The sequence below is a fragment of the Streptomyces sp. NPDC051963 genome (assembly GCF_044593495.1).
GTDB lineage: Bacteria > Actinomycetota > Actinomycetes > Streptomycetales > Streptomycetaceae > Streptomyces.
On the sequence record NZ_JBIUCC010000007.1, the window covers coordinates 360,374 to 376,673 of the forward strand.

The 16,300-nt window shown below is 70.4% G+C and carries 15 protein-coding genes; 6 read left to right on the top strand and 9 right to left on the bottom strand.

The features are described 5' to 3' along the window. Nucleotides 1–2: 2 nt before the first annotated feature. The 4 genes from ACIHFB_RS29695 to mce all read right to left on the bottom strand — a co-directional run bounded on the left by ACIHFB_RS29695 (nt 3) and on the right by mce (nt 6,877). On the bottom strand, nt 3–956 hold the full coding sequence (locus ACIHFB_RS29695) for an ABC transporter ATP-binding protein (RefSeq protein WP_365283679.1): 954 nt from the start codon (nt 954–956) through the stop codon (nt 3–5). A 303-nt stretch (nt 957–1,259) separates the two neighbouring features. Then, the gene (locus tag ACIHFB_RS29700) at nt 1,260–2,195 is read right to left on the bottom strand and encodes a cellulose-binding protein (protein ID WP_365283677.1); all 936 of its coding nucleotides are present in this window, start codon (nt 2,193–2,195) and stop codon (nt 1,260–1,262) included. Nucleotides 2,196–2,378: 183 nt separating this feature from the next. Then, entirely contained in the window at nt 2,379–6,227 is a 3,849-nt protein-coding gene (gene scy / locus ACIHFB_RS29705) for a polarized growth protein Scy (protein WP_400128587.1), read from the bottom strand. Between the two features lie 209 nt (nt 6,228–6,436). Next, on the bottom strand, nt 6,437–6,877 hold the full coding sequence (gene mce / locus ACIHFB_RS29710; RefSeq protein WP_210593824.1) for a methylmalonyl-CoA epimerase: 441 nt from the start codon (nt 6,875–6,877) through the stop codon (nt 6,437–6,439). A 147-nt stretch (nt 6,878–7,024) separates the two neighbouring features. Between mce and ACIHFB_RS29715 the strand changes: the two genes are divergently transcribed. Together ACIHFB_RS29715 and meaB are read left to right on the top strand one after the other, a co-directional pair. After that, nucleotides 7,025–8,227: an acetyl-CoA C-acetyltransferase gene (locus tag ACIHFB_RS29715; RefSeq protein WP_400128588.1), complete on the top strand. Its 1,203-nt coding sequence runs from the start codon at nt 7,025–7,027 to the stop codon at nt 8,225–8,227. A gap of 39 nt (nt 8,228–8,266) precedes the next feature. After that, entirely contained in the window at nt 8,267–9,223 is a 957-nt protein-coding gene (gene meaB, locus ACIHFB_RS29720) for a methylmalonyl Co-A mutase-associated GTPase MeaB (protein ID WP_400128589.1), read from the top strand. Nucleotides 9,224–9,640: 417 nt separating this feature from the next. Here the strand turns inward: meaB and ACIHFB_RS29725 are convergent, their stop codons facing one another. Then, nucleotides 9,641–10,342 (bottom strand): PepSY domain-containing protein, encoded by a 702-nt coding sequence (locus ACIHFB_RS29725; RefSeq protein WP_365283669.1) that lies wholly within the window; start codon nt 10,340–10,342, stop codon nt 9,641–9,643. Between the two features lie 117 nt (nt 10,343–10,459). Here ACIHFB_RS29725 and ACIHFB_RS29730 point away from each other — a divergent pair, with 117 nt between their 5' ends. Next, nucleotides 10,460–11,122 carry a response regulator transcription factor gene (locus ACIHFB_RS29730; RefSeq protein WP_400128590.1) on the top strand — a complete coding sequence of 221 codons (663 nt, stop codon included), beginning with the start codon at nt 10,460–10,462 and terminating at the stop codon, nt 11,120–11,122. Continuing rightward, a complete protein-coding gene (locus ACIHFB_RS29735; protein WP_400128591.1) occupies nt 11,119–12,537 on the top strand; it encodes a sensor histidine kinase in 1,419 nt (472 codons plus the stop codon). Before ACIHFB_RS29730 ends, ACIHFB_RS29735 begins: the two co-directional genes overlap by 4 nt. Nucleotides 12,538–12,545: 8 nt before the next feature. Here the strand turns inward: ACIHFB_RS29735 and ACIHFB_RS29740 are convergent, their stop codons facing one another. From ACIHFB_RS29740 to ACIHFB_RS29755, 4 genes are all read right to left on the bottom strand, one after another. Next, nucleotides 12,546–13,022, bottom strand: a complete 477-nt coding sequence (locus ACIHFB_RS29740; protein WP_365283663.1) for a MarR family transcriptional regulator — start codon at nt 13,020–13,022, stop codon at nt 12,546–12,548. A 92-nt stretch (nt 13,023–13,114) separates the two neighbouring features. Next, the gene (locus tag ACIHFB_RS29745; RefSeq protein WP_365284040.1) at nt 13,115–13,870 is read right to left on the bottom strand and encodes an AIM24 family protein; all 756 of its coding nucleotides are present in this window, start codon (nt 13,868–13,870) and stop codon (nt 13,115–13,117) included. A gap of 35 nt (nt 13,871–13,905) precedes the next feature. Then, entirely contained in the window at nt 13,906–14,556 is a 651-nt protein-coding gene (locus ACIHFB_RS29750; protein ID WP_365283661.1) for an AIM24 family protein, read from the bottom strand. A 1-nt stretch (nt 14,557) separates the two neighbouring features. Continuing rightward, on the bottom strand, nt 14,558–15,190 hold the full coding sequence (locus ACIHFB_RS29755) for an AIM24 family protein (protein WP_365284038.1): 633 nt from the start codon (nt 15,188–15,190) through the stop codon (nt 14,558–14,560). A gap of 191 nt (nt 15,191–15,381) precedes the next feature. Here ACIHFB_RS29755 and ACIHFB_RS29760 point away from each other — a divergent pair, with 191 nt between their 5' ends. Beyond that, on the top strand, nt 15,382–15,726 hold the full coding sequence (locus ACIHFB_RS29760; RefSeq protein WP_365283659.1) for a DUF3817 domain-containing protein: 345 nt from the start codon (nt 15,382–15,384) through the stop codon (nt 15,724–15,726). Next, entirely contained in the window at nt 15,723–16,016 is a 294-nt protein-coding gene (locus ACIHFB_RS29765) for an MTH1187 family thiamine-binding protein (RefSeq protein ID WP_365283657.1), read from the top strand. Before ACIHFB_RS29760 ends, ACIHFB_RS29765 begins: the two co-directional genes overlap by 4 nt. Nucleotides 16,017–16,300 lie beyond the last annotated feature (284 nt).

Consider the following 16,300-nt stretch of genomic DNA (forward strand, 5'->3'; position numbering starts at 1 on the left):
GTTCAGGCCCCCTTGTTCCAGCCGTTGCCCCACGGTTCTTCCCGGGGGGTGTCGGAGTGTGCGTGGTATTCCACCGACTCGGCGGTCAGCTGCATGAACGCCTCCTCCAGCGAGGCCTGCTGGGGGCTCAGCTCGTGCAGCACGATCTGGTGCTGCGCGGCCAGCTCACCGATCCGTTCGGACTTCCCGCCGTCCACTTCGAGGGCCCCGGTGCCGCTCTCCACGACCGTGACCCCGGCGCCGTGCAGCACATCGAGGAACCGCTCGCGATGCGGGGTGCGGATCCGGACGTACGACCGTGAGTTCCGCGCGATGAAGTCGGCCATGGAGGTGTCGGCGAGCAGCCGGCCCTGGCCGATGACGACGAGGTGGTCGGCGGTCAGTGCCATCTCGCTCATGAGGTGCGACGACACGAAGACCGTACGGCCCTGTGCGGCCAGCGATTTCATGAGGTTGCGGATCCAGTGGATGCCCTCCGGGTCGAGGCCGTTGACGGGCTCGTCGAACATCAGGATCCGCGGGTCGCCGAGCAGGGCGCCCGCGATGCCGAGCCGCTGGCCCATGCCGAGCGAGAAGCCCTTGGCCTTCTTCTTGGCCACGGAGGTGAGCCCGACCGTGTCCAGCACCTCGTGCACCCGGCTCTTGGGGATGCCGTTGCTCTGCGCCAGGCACAGCAGGTGGTTGAAGGCGCTACGGCCGCCGTGCATGGCCTTGGCGTCGAGGAGCGCGCCGATGTACTTCAGCGGGTCCTTGAGCTGGTCGTAGTGCTTGCCGTCGATCCGCACGTCACCGGCTGTGGGCCGGTCGAGGCCGAGCATCATGCGCATCGTCGTCGACTTGCCCGCGCCGTTCGGCCCGAGGAATCCCGTCACGATCCCCGGTCTGACGGTGAACGTGAGGTTGTTGACCGCGACTTTCTCGCCGTACCGCTTGGTCAGGCCCTCAAGCTCAATCATGCGGCAACGCTAAGACGGGCGTTCGGCAGATGCCACCCGGACAGGCAAACCGAGACCAACGACTCCGGCAACAATCGTGAAAGCCGTCACCCGGAGGAGGGCATGCGCGAACCGGATGCGGGGGCCGAGCCGGTCGCTGAGCGGTCCCGTCACCCGGGCGCCGTCGCCGTCGGCCTGTCGGTGTACAGCGGCAGCAGGAGCATCCGCCGAACAGGCGCAGCTGCCCCTCATCCCCCGGACACGACGAAGCCCGCACCCCCTGGCAGGGAATGCGGGCCCCGGTCGTACTGCTACCTCACGTGCTTACCGGGACTGCTGCGCCGGGACTCCGCGGGAGATCGGCTCGTCCTCGGCCGGTGTGCCGGCGGCGGCCACCGCGGCGCCCGTGAGCGTGGCGAGCATCTCGCGCACGTTCGTCAGCTGGGCGTTGATGCTGTCGCGGCGGTTGGTGAGGGCGGCCAGCTCGCGCTCGGATTCCGAACGGATCCGGTCGGCCTTGGCGTTGGCGTCGGCCACGATGTCCTCGGCCTGGCGCTGTGCCGTCTCCACCGTCTGGCGGGCGCGGCGCTCGGCGTCCGTGCGCAGCTTCTCCGCCTCCAGGCGCAGCTGCTCCGCGCGGTGCTCGATCTCCGCGAGGCGCTTCTCCGCCTTGGCCTGACGGGATGCCAGGTCACGCTCGGACTGCTCGCGGCGCTTGGCGAGGTTCGTCTCGAAGTCGGCGGCGGCCTGCGCGGCCTTCGCACGGGTCTCCTCGAAGAGGGCGTCCGCCTCCTCGCGCTTGGACTGCGCGTCCTTCTGCGCCTCGGCACGCAGCTGAGCGGAGTCACTCTTGGCCTTCTCGACGATCCGGACGCCCTCGTCCTCCGCCTTGGCCTTGCGCTCCGCAGCGAACGATTCTGCGTCGTTGCGGACCTGTTGGGCCGACGACTCGGCGAGTTCGCGGTGCTGCTCGGCAGCGCGCCGGGCCTCCTCTCGCAGGTCCTTCGCCTCCTCCTCGGCGAGGCGGAGGATCTTCTCGACACGCGCGCCGAGGCCGGCGTACGACGGCTCTGCGTCGGTTACCTGGGCCTGGGCGTTCTGCGTTTCGAGATGGAGCTCCTCGATGCGCTTTTCCAGAGCGGTGATGCGGGCCAGAGCGCTGTCGCGGTCGGAGACGAGCTTCGAGATGCGTTCGTCCACCTGAGCGCGGTCGTACCCACGCCGCACAAGCTCGAAGCCGTAGGGGGAAGTGTCGCTCATGGGGTTCCTGTCGAATGAGACCGGTGAGGTGATAGGGGGAATCCTAGGGGCCGAAGCGGTGTGTCATCGAGCGGATGCGTGTTTGATCTGGAGAATGACACCCCTTTTGAGTGGCTAACCCTCAGACGGCTTGCCAAAGACTGGGTCAAAGGCCCCAGAAGACAACGAAACTCGCCGACTCCGCTAGCTCTCCTGCGACTTGCCACTCGATCGGGGGGCGCCGACCGTGGCGCCCGCCTTGACGGCTCCGTCCTTGCCGGCCGTCGGGGCCTCGAAGGACTCCAACGCCTCCAGGACGTCCTGGACACGGGAGATCTCGGCGTTGATGTCCTCGCGGCGCCGCACCAGGGTCTCCAGCTCGCGCTTGCCCTCCTCGACCGTGAGCTTCGCCTCGCGGATCGCCTCGGCCTTGAGCTCCTCGGCCTCCCGGACCAGAGTGGCCTTCTTCTGCTCGGCCTCCTTGAGGAGACCCTCGGCCTTCTTGACGGCGGCGATACGGACCTTGCCCGCCTCGGAGTTGGCCTCCGAGACCAGCTCCTTGGCCTTCGCCTGCGCCTTGGCGAGCTGCTCCTCGGCGGCCTTGATGAGTGCGTCGCAGCGGTCGCCCGCCGACTTCATCGTCTCGGCCGACTCACGGCGGGCCCGCTCGTGCAGTTCCTCGATCTCGGTCGTGATGCGGTCCCGCAGCTCCTCGGCGCGCTCCCTGATCGAGGTGGCGTCCCGGCGGGCACCGACGAGCAACTCGTCCGCGTCCGTACGGGCCTTCTCCACCCGCCCATTGCCCTCGACCGTCGCCTCGGACACCAGCCGGTCGGCCTCGGTGCGGGCCACGCCGACCATCGTGTCGGCCTGCGCCTCGGCCTCGGCCGTCGTCTTGTGCGCCTGCTGCTGCGCCTCGGTGAGCAGCTTGTCCGCCTCGGCGGTGGTCTCCGTGATGAGCGTGTCGACCTGCTCGGCCGCCTCGGAACGCCGCTTGTTGGAGTCCTTGCGCGCCTCGTCGAGGGTGCGCTCGGCCTCCTCGCGCGCCGACGACACCAGCCGCTCGGCCTCCGCCTCGGCCGCCGCCTTGACCCGTGCCGACTCGCTGCGGACCCGCTCGGCGTGCTGCTGAGCCGAGCCGACCGTCTCGGCGGCCTCCGCGCGCAGCCGCTCCGCGTCGCCGGTCGCGTCCGACATCCGCTGCTCGGCCTGGGCGACCGACTCGGTCCGTACCCGCTCGGCCTCCGCGGCCGTCTCCGTGGCCAACCGCTCTGCCTCGGAACGCGCTTCGGTGATGAGGGTGTCCGCCTGCGTGGCCGCGTCCGACCGGATCCGGTTGGCGTCCTCGCGGGCGTCCGCCCGGGTGCGTGAGGCGTCCTGCTCGGCCTGCGCGGTGAGGTCCGACGCCTCCGTGCGCACCCGCTGGGCATGCTCGGACGCGTCCGAACGCAGCCGCTCCGACTCGGCGATCGCCTCCGAAACGGTGCGCTCCGCAAGGGACTTGGCGGCCTCCGTCTCCTCGGCCGCCTCGCGCCGGATACGGCCCGAGTCCTCGCTGGCCCGCTCCCGCTCGGCGTAGGCGTCCGCGCGAACCCGGTCGGCCTCCTCCTGCGCCTCGCGCCGGGTACGGTCCGCCGCGTGCTCGGCGGCGGAGCGCAGCCCGGTGATCTCCTCCTGGGCCTGCTCGTGCAGCCCGAGGACCGAGTCCCGTACCTGCTGGGCGTGTTGCTCGGCCGCCGACACCATCTCGGTGGCGCGCCGGTCGGCCTCCTCGACCAGCCTGACGGCCTCGGCCTGCGCCTCCTCCACGCGGTTGCGCGCCGAGGCCAGCAGCTCCTCGCTCTGCTCGCGGGCCCGCTCACGCTCCTGGTCCGCCTCCTGGCGCGCGGAACCGAGGAGTTCCTCGGCCTCGCGGCGGCGCCGGGCGGCCTCCTCCTGGGCGGCGGCCAGCGTCTCCGTGGCCTCCGTGCCGAGCCGCTCGGCGGCGGCCTGCGCCTCCGCCCGTACCCGGTCGGCGGTCTCCTGGGCCTCCGACTTCAGCCGCTCGGCCTCCGCCGCGGCCTCGGACCGCAGGCGTACGGCGACGGCCTCGCCCTCCGCGCGGGAGGCGGACGCGTCCGACGCGGCCTCGTTGCGCAGCCGGTCGGCCTCCGTCTCGGCCTGCGCCTGGAGCGTGCGGATCCGCTCGGCGGCCTCGGCGCGCAGCCGCTCCGTCTCCTCGGCGGCCTCGCGGCGGATCCGCGTGGCCTCCTCGCGGGCGTTGGTCAGCGCCTGCTCGGCCGCGGCGAGCCGCTCCTCGGCCTCCGTGTGCAGCCGGGTCAGTCCCTCTGCGGCCTCCGCACGGCGGGCCTCTATGGCGCGCTCGGTCTCCTCGTGCAGTTCGCGCGCGGCCCGCTCGGCGTCGGCCTTGATGCCCTCGGACTGCTCGACGACCTCCTCGCGGTGCCGCTCGGCCTCCTGGCGGGTGCGCTGAAGCGTCTCCTCGGCCTGGCGGCGCAGCGTCGTCGCCCGCTCGATGGCCTCGGTGCGGACCTTCTCGCTGTCCCCCTGGGCGGTCTGGCGCAGCTCGTCCGCGTCGGCCTTGGCCTTGGCGAGCAGTTCCTCGGCGGTCTTGGCCGCCTCCTCGATCTGCTGGACGGCCTCCTTGCGGGCCTCCGCGCGGATCTTCTCGCCCTCGGCGACCGCGTCGCCGCGCAGCTGCTCGGCCTCGCCACGCAGCCGACGGGCCTCCTCCTGGAGCTCGACCGTCTTGGCGCGGTACTCCTTGGTGTCGTCCTTCGCCGCACCCTTGAGCCCCTCGGCGATGTCATGTGCCTGGGCGCGCAGCCGGTCCGCCTCGGCCTCGGCCTCGGAGCGGATCCGCTCGGCCTCCTCGGTGGCGGCCTTCGTGGTGTTCTTGGCGTCCTCGGACGCCTTGTTGAGGACGTCCTCGGCGGTCCGGGCCGCCTTGGCGAGCTGGGAGGCGGTCTCCTCGGCGGTGAGGCTGCGGGCGTTCTCCTCGGCCTCCGTGACGATCTTCTCGGCCTTGGCGCGGGCCTCCGCGACGACCTGCTCGGCGTCCGACTTGGTGGTCTCGGCCTCCTTGGTGGCCTCGCTGACCAGCCGGGCGACCTGCTCCTTCGCCGTACGCGTGCGCTGCTCGTTGGCCGCCTCGGCGCTGGAGAGGGCCTTGGCGGCGGCCTCCTTGGCCTCGGTGAGCACCTTCTCGGCCTCGGACTGCGCCGTGCGCAGCGCCTCCTCGGCCTCCGACATGCGCTGCTCGGCGGCCCGGCTCAGCTCGGTCGCCTCGCGGCGGGCGCTGTCGGACTCGGTCACCGTGGAGGTGCGCAGCTGCTCGGCGTGGTCGGTGGCCTCCTGGGCCTGGGTGGATGCCGCGTTCAGCAGGCGCTCGGCGTCCGTGCGGGCGCGGCGCAGGAGCTGCTCGGCCTCCGAGCGGGCCGTCTCGGCGTCCTTCAGCAGCCGCTCCCGGGCCTCGGCGGTGACCCGCTCGGCCTCGGTACGGGCGGCCGCCAGAGCCTGCTCGGCCTCCGCGCGGGACTCATCGAGCAGCCGGCGGGCCTGCGACTCGCTGCGGGCGCGCAGCTGCTCGGCCCACGCCACGTTCTCGTTGACGTGCGACTCGACGGTCTGCCGGCGCTCGGCCAGCTCCTGGTCGAGCTGCTGGCGACGGGTGACCGCCTCCTGATGCAACTCCGCCTGGAGCCGGGCCGCCTGCTCGGCGTGCTCCTGGAGGATCCGCTGGGTCTGCGCCCGGGCCTGGCTCATCTCCCGCTCGGCGTCCAGCCGCAGCTGGTCGGCCTGCATCTGGGCATTACGCAGCAACTGTTCGGCCTGATAGCCGATGTCGCCGCCCTCATAGGCCGGTCGGGACATGAGGGTGCGCCGCGCCTCGTGCAGCTTGGCGCGCAGCACCTCGACCTGGTAGCCGAGGTCCTCGGCGTGCTGAATCGCCTTTTCCCGCTCGGTCTTCAGCCGCTCCATCTCGGCCTCGAACCGAGAGAGGTGGTCGACGTCAGCCGCCGGCTCTCGCTCCTGGCGTTCGTAGCCCCGCACTGCGCGGTCCCATCCGTCCCCTGGTCGCAAGTCTCTCCAAACGAGCTCCGTCCATCCGCCGAACGGGGCCCCCGGGGAATGGTGTCAGATCAACGGCGGAGCATGGGCTGCCGCCCCGACGCTCGCCCCCCGAAACCCGGACCCCGGCGTGCGGTCACCCCCCTGGAGCGGCGACCGCCCCCAACCCTACCGGCCCATATGTACGAGGGTCAGTGCTCAGGTGACTCAACAGGCGCCGAAGTGACCAGTTCTGTCAGGACGCCATGGCAATCCTTTGGGTGCAGGAAGGTGATCCGTGACCCCATGGAGCCGCGTCGCGGCTCCTCGTAGAGGACGCGTACGCCCTTGTCCTTGATGTCCGCGGCATCGGTGTCGACATCCGCGGTACCGAAGGCGATGTGGTGGACGCCCTCACCGTTCTTGGCGAGCCATTTCGCCACGGTGGAGTCCTCGCGGACGGGCTCCAGGAGCTGGAGGTAGGAAGCCCCGCCGTCGGACGTATCGTTGATCTTGAGCATGGCCTCGCGCACGCCCTGCTCCTCGTTGACTTCGGTGTGGAACACCTCGAAGCCGTACGTGGCCCGATAGAACTCGACGGTCTTGTCGAGGTCGAAACAGGCGATCCCGATGTGGTCGATTCGCGTCAGCATGTACGTAGTGGAGCGCTCCCCATGCGGTTGCGCAACGTGCGGGCGATCACACCGACAGTCGGATGACGGGGCGGACTACCGCTCAGTACATTCGAAGTAAACCCTCGTTCACTCCTCAGCTGTGCAGCTGAAAGGGGATCGCACCTCATGTCTGGAACGAACACCACGACATCCGTCATCGTCGCGGGTGCCCGAACTCCGATGGGCCGGTTGCTCGGCTCTCTCAAGTCGTTCTCCGGCGCTGATCTGGGCGGCGTCGCGATCAAGGCCGCCCTCGACCGTGCGGGGATCGGTGGCGACCAGGTGCAGTACGTGATCATGGGCCAGGTGCTCCAGGCCGGGGCAGGGCAGATCCCGGCACGCCAGGCCGCGGTCAAGGCGGGCATCCCGATGTCCGTTCCGGCGCTGACGATCAATAAGGTCTGTCTGTCCGGCCTCGACGCCATCGCGCTGGCCGACCAGCTGATCCGGGCCGGCGAGTTCGACGTGATCGTCGCGGGCGGCCAGGAGTCCATGACCAACGCCCCCCACCTGCTGCCGAAGTCCCGCGAGGGCTTCAAGTACGGCGCCATCGAGATGCTCGACGCCATGGCGTACGACGGTCTGACCGACCCCTGGGAGAACATCCCCATGGGCGAGTCGACCGAGAAGCACAACACACGTCTCGGCATCCAGCGCCCCGAGCAGGACGAGATCGCCGCCCTGTCGCACCAGCGTGCCGCGGCCGCCCAGAAGAACGGCATCTTCGAGGCCGAGATCACCCCGGTCGAGATTCCGCAGCGCAAGGGCGAGCCGGTCGTCTTCAGCAAGGACGAGGGCATCCGCGCGGAGACGACGGCCGAGTCCCTGGGCAAGCTGCGTCCGGCGTTCACCAAGGACGGCACGATCACCGCCGGTTCCGCCTCGCAGATCTCCGACGGTGCGGCGGCCGTGGTCGTGATGAGCAAGGCCAAGGCGCAGGAGCTCGGACTGGAGTGGATCGCCGAGATCGGCGCCCACGGCAATGTGGCCGGTCCCGACAACTCGCTCCAGTCCCAGCCGTCGAACGCGATCCTGCACGCCCTCAAGAAGGAGGGCATGGACGTCTCCGACCTCGATCTCATCGAGATCAACGAAGCGTTCGCGGCGGTTGCCGTCCAGTCAATGAAGGACCTCGGAGTGTCCACCGAAACGGTGAACGTCAACGGGGGTGCGATCGCCCTCGGTCACCCGATCGGCATGTCGGGTGCCCGCCTCGTCCTGCACCTGGCGCTGGAGCTGAAGCGGCGGGGCGGCGGCGTCGGCGCGGCCGCCCTGTGCGGTGGCGGCGGCCAGGGTGACGCGCTCATCGTGCGGGTACCCAAGGGCTGAGCAGTCTGTTTGTACGTCGGTGAGCTGAACGGAGCTGTGATGCAGGACGTCTCCACGCTGGTGGCCCAGGCCAGGGAGGGCAGGCCGCGTGCCGTGGCCCGGCTGATCTCCCTGGTGGAGGGGGCGTCCCCGCAGCTCCGCGAGGTCATGACGGCGCTGGCCCCGCTCACGGGCAATGCGTACGTCGTCGGCCTCACCGGCTCACCGGGTGTCGGCAAGTCGACATCGACGTCGGCCCTGGTGACGGCGTACCGCAAGCAGGGCAAGCGGGTCGGCGTCCTGGCCGTCGACCCGTCCTCGCCCTTCTCCGGCGGCGCGCTGCTCGGCGACCGTGTGCGGATGTCGGAGCACGCGTCCGACCCGGGCGTCTACATCCGCTCGATGGCGACCCGCGGTCACCTGGGCGGCCTCGCCTGGTCAGCGCCGCAGGCGATCCGCGTGCTGGACGCGGCGGGCTGCGACGTGATCCTGGTCGAGACGGTCGGGGTCGGCCAGTCGGAGGTCGAGATCGCGTCCCAGGCGGACACGTCGGTGGTCCTCCTGGCCCCCGGCATGGGCGACGGCATCCAGGCGGCCAAGGCCGGAATCCTGGAGATCGGCGATGTGTACGTCGTCAACAAGGCCGACCGCGACGGCGCCGACGCGACCGCCCGCGAGCTGAACCACATGCTGGGCCTCGGCGAGTCCCGCGGCCCCGGCGACTGGCGCCCCCCGATCGTCAAGACGGTCGCCGCCCGCGCCGAGGGCATCGACGAGGTCGTCGAAGCCCTGGAGAAGCACCGTGCCTGGATGGAGGAGCGGGGCGTCCTCGCCGAGCGCCGACTCGCCCGCGCCTCCCGCGAGGTCGAGACGATCGCCGTCACCGCCCTGCGCGAGCGGATCGGGGATCTGCACGGCGACCGGCGACTGAGCGCGCTGGCGGAACGGATCGTGGCGGGGGAACTGGATCCGTACCGGGCGGCGGACGAACTGGTCGCGGGAATCACGTCGGGCTGACGCGGGCTGCTCCGCACGGAGTGCTGTGGTGGGTCGTTCGTCGTCTGCGGGCCGGTCGTGGCTGGTCGGGCAGTTCCCCGCGCCCCTTTGGGGGCGCCTGGGTGCCCATCGTCGGTAGTGCTGCGGTGGGTCGTTGGTCGTCTGCGGGTCGGTTGTGGCTGGTCGGGCAGTTCCTCGCGCCCCTTTGGGGGCGCCTGGGTGCCCATCGTCGGTAGTGCTGCGGTGGGTCGTTGGTCGTCTGCGGGTCGGTTGTGGCTGGTCGGGCAGTTCCTCGCGCCCCTTTGGGGGCGCCTGGGTGCCCATCGTCGGTAGTGCTGCGGTGGGTCGTTGGTCGTCTGCGGGCCCGTTGTGGCTGGTCGGGCAGTTCCCCGCGCCCCTATGGGGGCGCCACGGCGCCCCCATGGGTCGTGCTGATCGTCAGTCGTCGGTGTCGTCGTCGGCGCCTCGGTCGTCGTCGTGGTCGGACCCGTCGTGACGGTCGTCGTCCGCGCGAGAGTTGCGGTCGTCGCTGTCGTCGTCCGTGTCCGTCGTGACCTTGGCGGAGTTCAGGTCGACCCGGTAGTCGCGGTCGTCCTTGCCGGAGGGGTGCGTTTCGACTTCCCAGGCCTTCGAGGGGCCGTCGTCGTCGAGGTCGATGTCCGTGACCGTTCCCTTGGAGGCGGCGGCCGTGGCGGCCTCCGCGGCGGTCACGGAGGTGCCCTTCAGGGCGGCGCGTGCGTCGGCGGTGTCGTCGTCATCGGCATCGTCGTCGTCATCGCGCCCGGTCTGGGAGCCGAGGACCTTGCCGGAGGCCGGGTCGATGCGGACCTTGTGCCAGGTGTCGTCGCCGGCGAGGACGCGGACCTTCCACTGCGCCGGGCCGTCGTCGCCGTCGCCGTCGTCGTCCAGCTCGGCGGAGACGGCGGTGCCGGGGGCTTCCTTCAGGGCGGTGGCGATGGCGTCGGCGGCGGTCACGGTGCCGGAGGCCACCCGTGCCGAGTCGTCGTCCCCCGTCACCTGCGTGCCTGTCTTCGGCGCCGCCGTCCCGTCGTCGTCCCCCGTGACCGCGAGCGCCGTGGCCGTGCCGCCCCCGATCAGTGCGGCGGCCGTGACAGCGGCGATCACGATGTTGCGCTTCATGTGGATTCCTCCCCAGTCGTTTGCGTTTCGACGTGAATCAATGTCGCCGACGGACGCTGAGGGGAACCTGAAGCCGCCTGAAGAGATCTTCAGCTTGGCTTTGGGAACCTGGACCACATGCGCCTGTTGATCGTGGAGGACGAGAAGCGGCTGGCCCTGTCGCTCGCCAAGGGCCTGACGGCCGAGGGCTACGCCGTCGACGTCGTGCACGACGGCCGCGAAGGCCTGCACCGGGCGACCGAGGGAACGTACGACCTGGTGATCCTCGACATCATGCTCCCCGGCCTCAACGGCTACCGCGTCTGCGCCGCCCTGCGCGCCGCGGGCCACGACGTGCCGATCCTGATGCTCACCGCCAAGGACGGCGAGTACGACGAGGCGGAGGGCCTGGACACAGGGGCGGACGACTACCTCACCAAGCCGTTCTCGTACGTCGTCCTGGTCGCCCGCATCAAGGCCCTGCTGCGGCGACGGCAGGGCGCCGGGACCTCGCCCGTGCACGTCCACGGCGAGCTGAAGGTCGACACCGCGGCCCGCCGCGTCTTCCTGGACGAGGACGAAGTCACCCTGACCGCCAAGGAGTTCGCCGTACTGGAGCAGCTGGTGATGCGGGCCGGCGAGGTGGTGTCCAAGGCCGAGATCCTGGAGCACGTCTGGGATTTCGCGTACGAGGGCGATCCGAACATCGTCGAGGTGTACATCAGCACCCTGCGGCGCAAGCTGCGCGCCGGGCTCATCCGGACGGTGCGCGGCGCCGGTTACCGGCTGGAGGCGGCGTGAGAGGACGGCTCTTCGGCTCCGTACGCTCCCGGGCGACCCTCGGCGCCACCCTCGTCGTCGCCGTGGCGCTGCTCGCCGCCGGGACCGCCGTACTGCTGTCCCTGCGGTCCAACCTCCACGGCCAGGCGGGTACGCAGGCCGAGCGGAGCGCCCGGGAGGTCGCCACCGACCTCGCGACCGGGAAGACGTACGAGCAACTGTCCCTGGACGACGACGCACGGCCGGTGCAGGTCGTCGACGAGGACGGCACGCTGGTCGCGGCCAGCGAGAAGCTGGAGCGGATCAGCGGGACGGGCACGGCCGCGGTACGGCCGCAGGGACCGTCGGCCGGCCCGGTGGACGGCGATGACGATGACGACGACGACTCGGACGACGAGTCCCTCGAACCCGGTGAGGTCGGCGACCACACCACCTTCACCGACGGCTCCGCGACCATCGACGGCGAGACGGCCGACTACCTCTTCGCCGCCGTCCCCGTGGATGTCCAGGGCCAAGGCTCGCTGACCGTCTACGCGGGCGCCCCGCTCTCCGCCGAGCAGGGGGCCGTCAACACCGCGCTGACCGTCATGCTGATCGGCTTCCCGGTGCTGCTCGGCGTCGTCGCGGGCGTGACCTGGCTGGTCACCCGGCGCGCGCTGCACCCGGTCGAGGGCATCCGCGGCGAGATGGCCGCGATCACCGCCTCGGAGGATCTCGCCCGCCGAGTGCCGGTGCCGGACACACACGACGAGGTGGCCCGGCTCGCCCGGACCACCAACGAGACGCTGGCCGCCCTGGAGACCTCCGTGGAGCGCCAGCGGAGGTTCGTCGCCGACGCCTCGCACGAGCTGCGCAGTCCGATCGCGTCGCTGCGCACCCAGCTCGAAGTGGCTGCCGCGCATCCGGAGCTGCTGGACCTCGACGGCGCGGTCGCCGACACCGTACGACTCCAGCACCTGGCCGCCGACCTGCTGCTGCTCGCCCGGCTGGACGCGGGGGAGGGGCCGACCGACACGCGCGTGGACCTGGCCGCGCTGGCCGGGGAGGAGGCCGCGGGACGGGCGGGCGTGCGGGTCGAGGCCCTCGACGCGCTCGACGTGACCGGATCACGCGGGCAGTTGGGGCGGGTGCTGGCGAATCTGCTGGACAACGCCCAGCGCCATGCGCGATCGGCGGTCACCGTGGCCGTACGGCGCGACGGTGACCGGGCTGTGGTCGAGGTCGCCGACGACGGCGACGGGGTGCCGGAGGCCGAGCGGGGGCGGATCTTCGAGCGGTTCGTACGGCTGGACGCCGCCCGCAGTCGGGACGACGGCGGTGCGGGACTGGGCCTTGCCATCGCCCGGGACGTCGCCGTACGGCACGGGGGCACGCTCACGGTGCGGGACGCGCCGACAGGCGGAGCCCTGTTCGAACTCCGCCTGCCGCTTGCCTGATCAGGACGTCAGGGGCGCCCGCGCTGCCCGCGCAGATGCTCCGCGATCGGCTTCAGGCCCTTGTCGAGCTCGGTCAGTGCCTCGGGGGACAGCAGATCGATGAAGTGCCTCCGCACAGACGCCACATGATGGGGCGCGACCTTCTTCATCGTCTCCATACCGTGCTCGGTCAGCACGGCGAACAGTCCACGGCGGTCGGACTCGCAGTTCTCGCGCCGCACCAGGTCCGCGTTCTCCATGCGGGTGATCTGGTGCGAGAGGCGGCTCTTCGACTGAAGGGTGGCGGCCGCGAGGTCGCTCATCCGCATCCGTACGTCATCCGACTCGGAGAGATTCACCAGGATCTCGTAGTCGTTCATCGTCAGGCCGAACGGTTGCAGGTCCTTCTCGAGCTGGTACGTCAACAGCCTGTTGACCTCCAGGTGGGTGCGCCAGGCGCACTGCTCCGCATCGGTCAGCCAGGGCGTGGCCGTCTCGGTCTCCATGAATGAAGTCTACCTAAAAGGTTGAAAGGCGAACTAATGAGGGTGGTGTGACTGTGCGCACGCGTTCGATGTCACACTCCGCAGACTACCGCTCACAGCCCGAAGCGACGCTGGAGGTCCCCCAGCTGTCCGGGAAGACGCGGTGTGCCCGTTTGCTGTGGGGTGCCTGTGTGACCCCCCTGGCCACCGGGTACGCCGGCCTGGTGCGGGACCGCCCCCGTGGCCTGCTCCGCCATGAGGGTTTCGGTGGACTGAAGCAGGACCGTGCCGGCTCCTACGAACTCGAACTGATGCTCCTCTCCGGAGGCCCCACCGAGGCCCGTCATCGCACGTAGACCGCCCATCAGGCCCGTCATATAGCCGTGGTCGTAGTGATGGCACGGCGACGGGCAGTCGGCCCAGCCGACGAGCGCCTGCGGGTCCACCCGGATCGGCGGCTCCATGAACACAACCGGACCGTTAGATGCGGCTACGAACTTGCCGGTTCCGATCAGCGTCAGAAATCCCGGAACGATCGACTGCTTGAGCGCGAGACTTGGCTGAAAAGCGAGCAGGTTGCCCGAGCGAATGGTCAGGTTGCCGTTCTCGAGGTCGTACGAATTCACGTCGAAGGCCCGGTCGGCGAGGAGCATCTTGCCCGAGCCCTCCGCCACGACCCAGTCGCTTGCGTGCAGAGGCGAATGAAATGACGTACGGACAAGTCGGTCCAAACGTCCGTGCCCGATGCCGTTGAAGTCGATCGAGCCGTAGTAGGCGATCATCTTCCCCTTCTGCAGGAACCACTGGGAGCCCTTGAGCTCCACGCAGAAGGTGTAGTTGTTGACACTGTCGTCGACGGGCAGGGTCATCGGGTCGTGGACGACGACGCCCGGAGTTCCGTAGGTCACAGCTTCTCCTCCGAGGCCTGGACGTACACCGCGCCGTGGCCGCTCAGCTCCAGCTGGAACGCCTCGCCGGAGCCGCGGCCGACCATGTCCCGCCAGCCGAGAGCGGTCGACAGCTTGTTGCGCACGTCGCCGTGGTGGGCGACGTACGCCTGGGGGTCGACATGGACGGGCCGCTGCGGGGTGATCGGTATCTCGAAGACACCGCCGTGCGCCATCACCGCGACCGCGCCCTGTCCCTTGAGGGTTGTCGTGAACAGCCCCTGACCCGACACCTGGCCCCGAACCATCCCCATGACGCCGCCCTGCGCACCCAGGAACATCGTCCCTTGCTGGAGCGTGCCCTCGAAGGCGAGCAGCCGGTCCGCCTCCACACAGAGGGTGTCGCCGGAGAGGTTGATCACCTGGACATGGTGGCCGCCGTGCCCGAACAGCACCGTGCCGCTGCCCTCGACGGTCATCAGCGGCGTGTCCTCGTTGGCGACCCGGCGCCCGATCATCGACATGATCCCGCCCGAGCCGCCCGCCATGTTGGGCGTGAAGGACACCTCGCCCTTGTAGGCGAGCATGGCACCGCGCTGACTGAACAGCCGCTGCCCCGGCATCACAGTCGCCTCGACCATCTTCGAGTTGATCTCACGGAAGGTCATCTCACACATCCCCCGCGACGGTGTTCCGTTCACTGGGCTGTACGTACACGAGCCCGTCCCCCTCGAACCGGATCTGGAAGGCCTCGCCGCCGCCCTCGCCCATCAACGTGCGGAACGTCACACCGGACTGGAAGGACTGCCGCAGGTTCCCCTGATGCGCGACATAGGCACCCGGGTCGACGCTCAGCGGATACTGCGGGGTCACCCTCAGCACCACCGCCGGGCCGTCGGACATGATCGCCGCCTGTCCGTGCCCCTCGACGGTCGTGGTGAACAACCCATTGCCCTGCGAGGCGCCGCGCAGCCCCGTGAAGGACGTGCCCGTGCGCAGCCCGGCGTCGGTCGCCAGCAGGTTGCTCGACTCCACGTACAGCTTGTCGCCCTGGAGACTCACGAGGTTGATCTCGGACGCGCGGTCCGCGAACCAACAGGTCCCCTGCCCCCTCACCTCCATCACCGTCATCTGCTCACCGGTGATCCGCCGCGTCACCATCCCGCGGATGCCCTCACCGCCACCGCTCAGCTTCTTGAAGGCCATCTGCCCGTCGTACGCGACCATCGAGCCGTTCTTCGCCTTCACGGCGTCCCCGGTCATGTCGACGGCGAGCACCTTGCTGCCTTGAAGTCGGAACATCGCCACGGTGCGAAAATAGCCGCACGCGGTGCCCGCCAACAGGCCCCACAGGTGGATAAGGACCCTGATCGCACCCCTAGGGGCGAGCAGCCCGCCCCCCACCCACACGGCCCCCCAACTGTTTGCCACAATGGCCGGACGTTTGTGCCTGTGTTCACAAGCAGTCGAGCCTCTCCCACCGAAGGTGACCCGTGGACCTCAAGACCGCCGCCGCCCTCCGCCGCCTCCGCCTCGTCTCGGCCCCCGAGGCCGTCTCGTTCCTGCTCCTGCTGGTCTGCTCGGTGCTGAAGCGGACCACGGACTTCAACGCGGTGCCCGCGATGGGCATGATCCACGGCGTCCTCTTCATCCTGTACGTGATCTTCTGGGCGGACGCCTGGAACCGGGTGAAGTGGCCCGTGAAGACCGCCGCCCTCTACTTCGTCCTCTCCGTGCTGCCCACCGGCGGCTTCTTCGCCGAACGCAAGCTCAAGCACGAGGCAGAGAACGCGGTGATCGCCTCCCGCGCCCGCAAGGAAGGGATCGTGAACGCGTGATCGTCGCCTTCTCCGTGACGCCGCTGGGCGTCGGCGAGGACGTGGGGGAGTACGTCGCCGACGCCGTCCGAGTCGTCCGCGAATCGGGCCTGCCCAACCGCACGGACGCGATGTTCACGTCCATCGAGGGCGAGTGGGACCAGGTCATGGACGTCGTCAAGCGGGCCGTCGCCGCAGTCGAGGAGCGCGCCCCGCGCGTGTCCCTGGTCCTCAAGGCGGACATCCGCCCGGGCGTGACGGACGGTCTCACCTCAAAGGTGGAGACAGTGGAGCGACACCTGGCCGACTAGGCCCGCCCAGGTCAGCGAGAGCGGCCTGGTGCACGGACCCGCAGTCGCGCACGGCGAGAAGGGGACGCGGCGGGGGTGTCCGCCCGCAGCGGTTGTCGCGTCAACGCGGTCCCCTCACCAAGAGACCGAGTCGCGACGTTCCGAGGACGGACACCCCCGCCGCGGCCCCCCCCCCCCCCCCCCCCCCCCGCCCCCCCCGCCCCCCCCCCCCCCCCCGCGCCCCCCCCGGGGGGCCCCCGCCCCCCCCCCCCCCCCCCCCCCGCCCCCCCCGCCCGGCCCCCCCC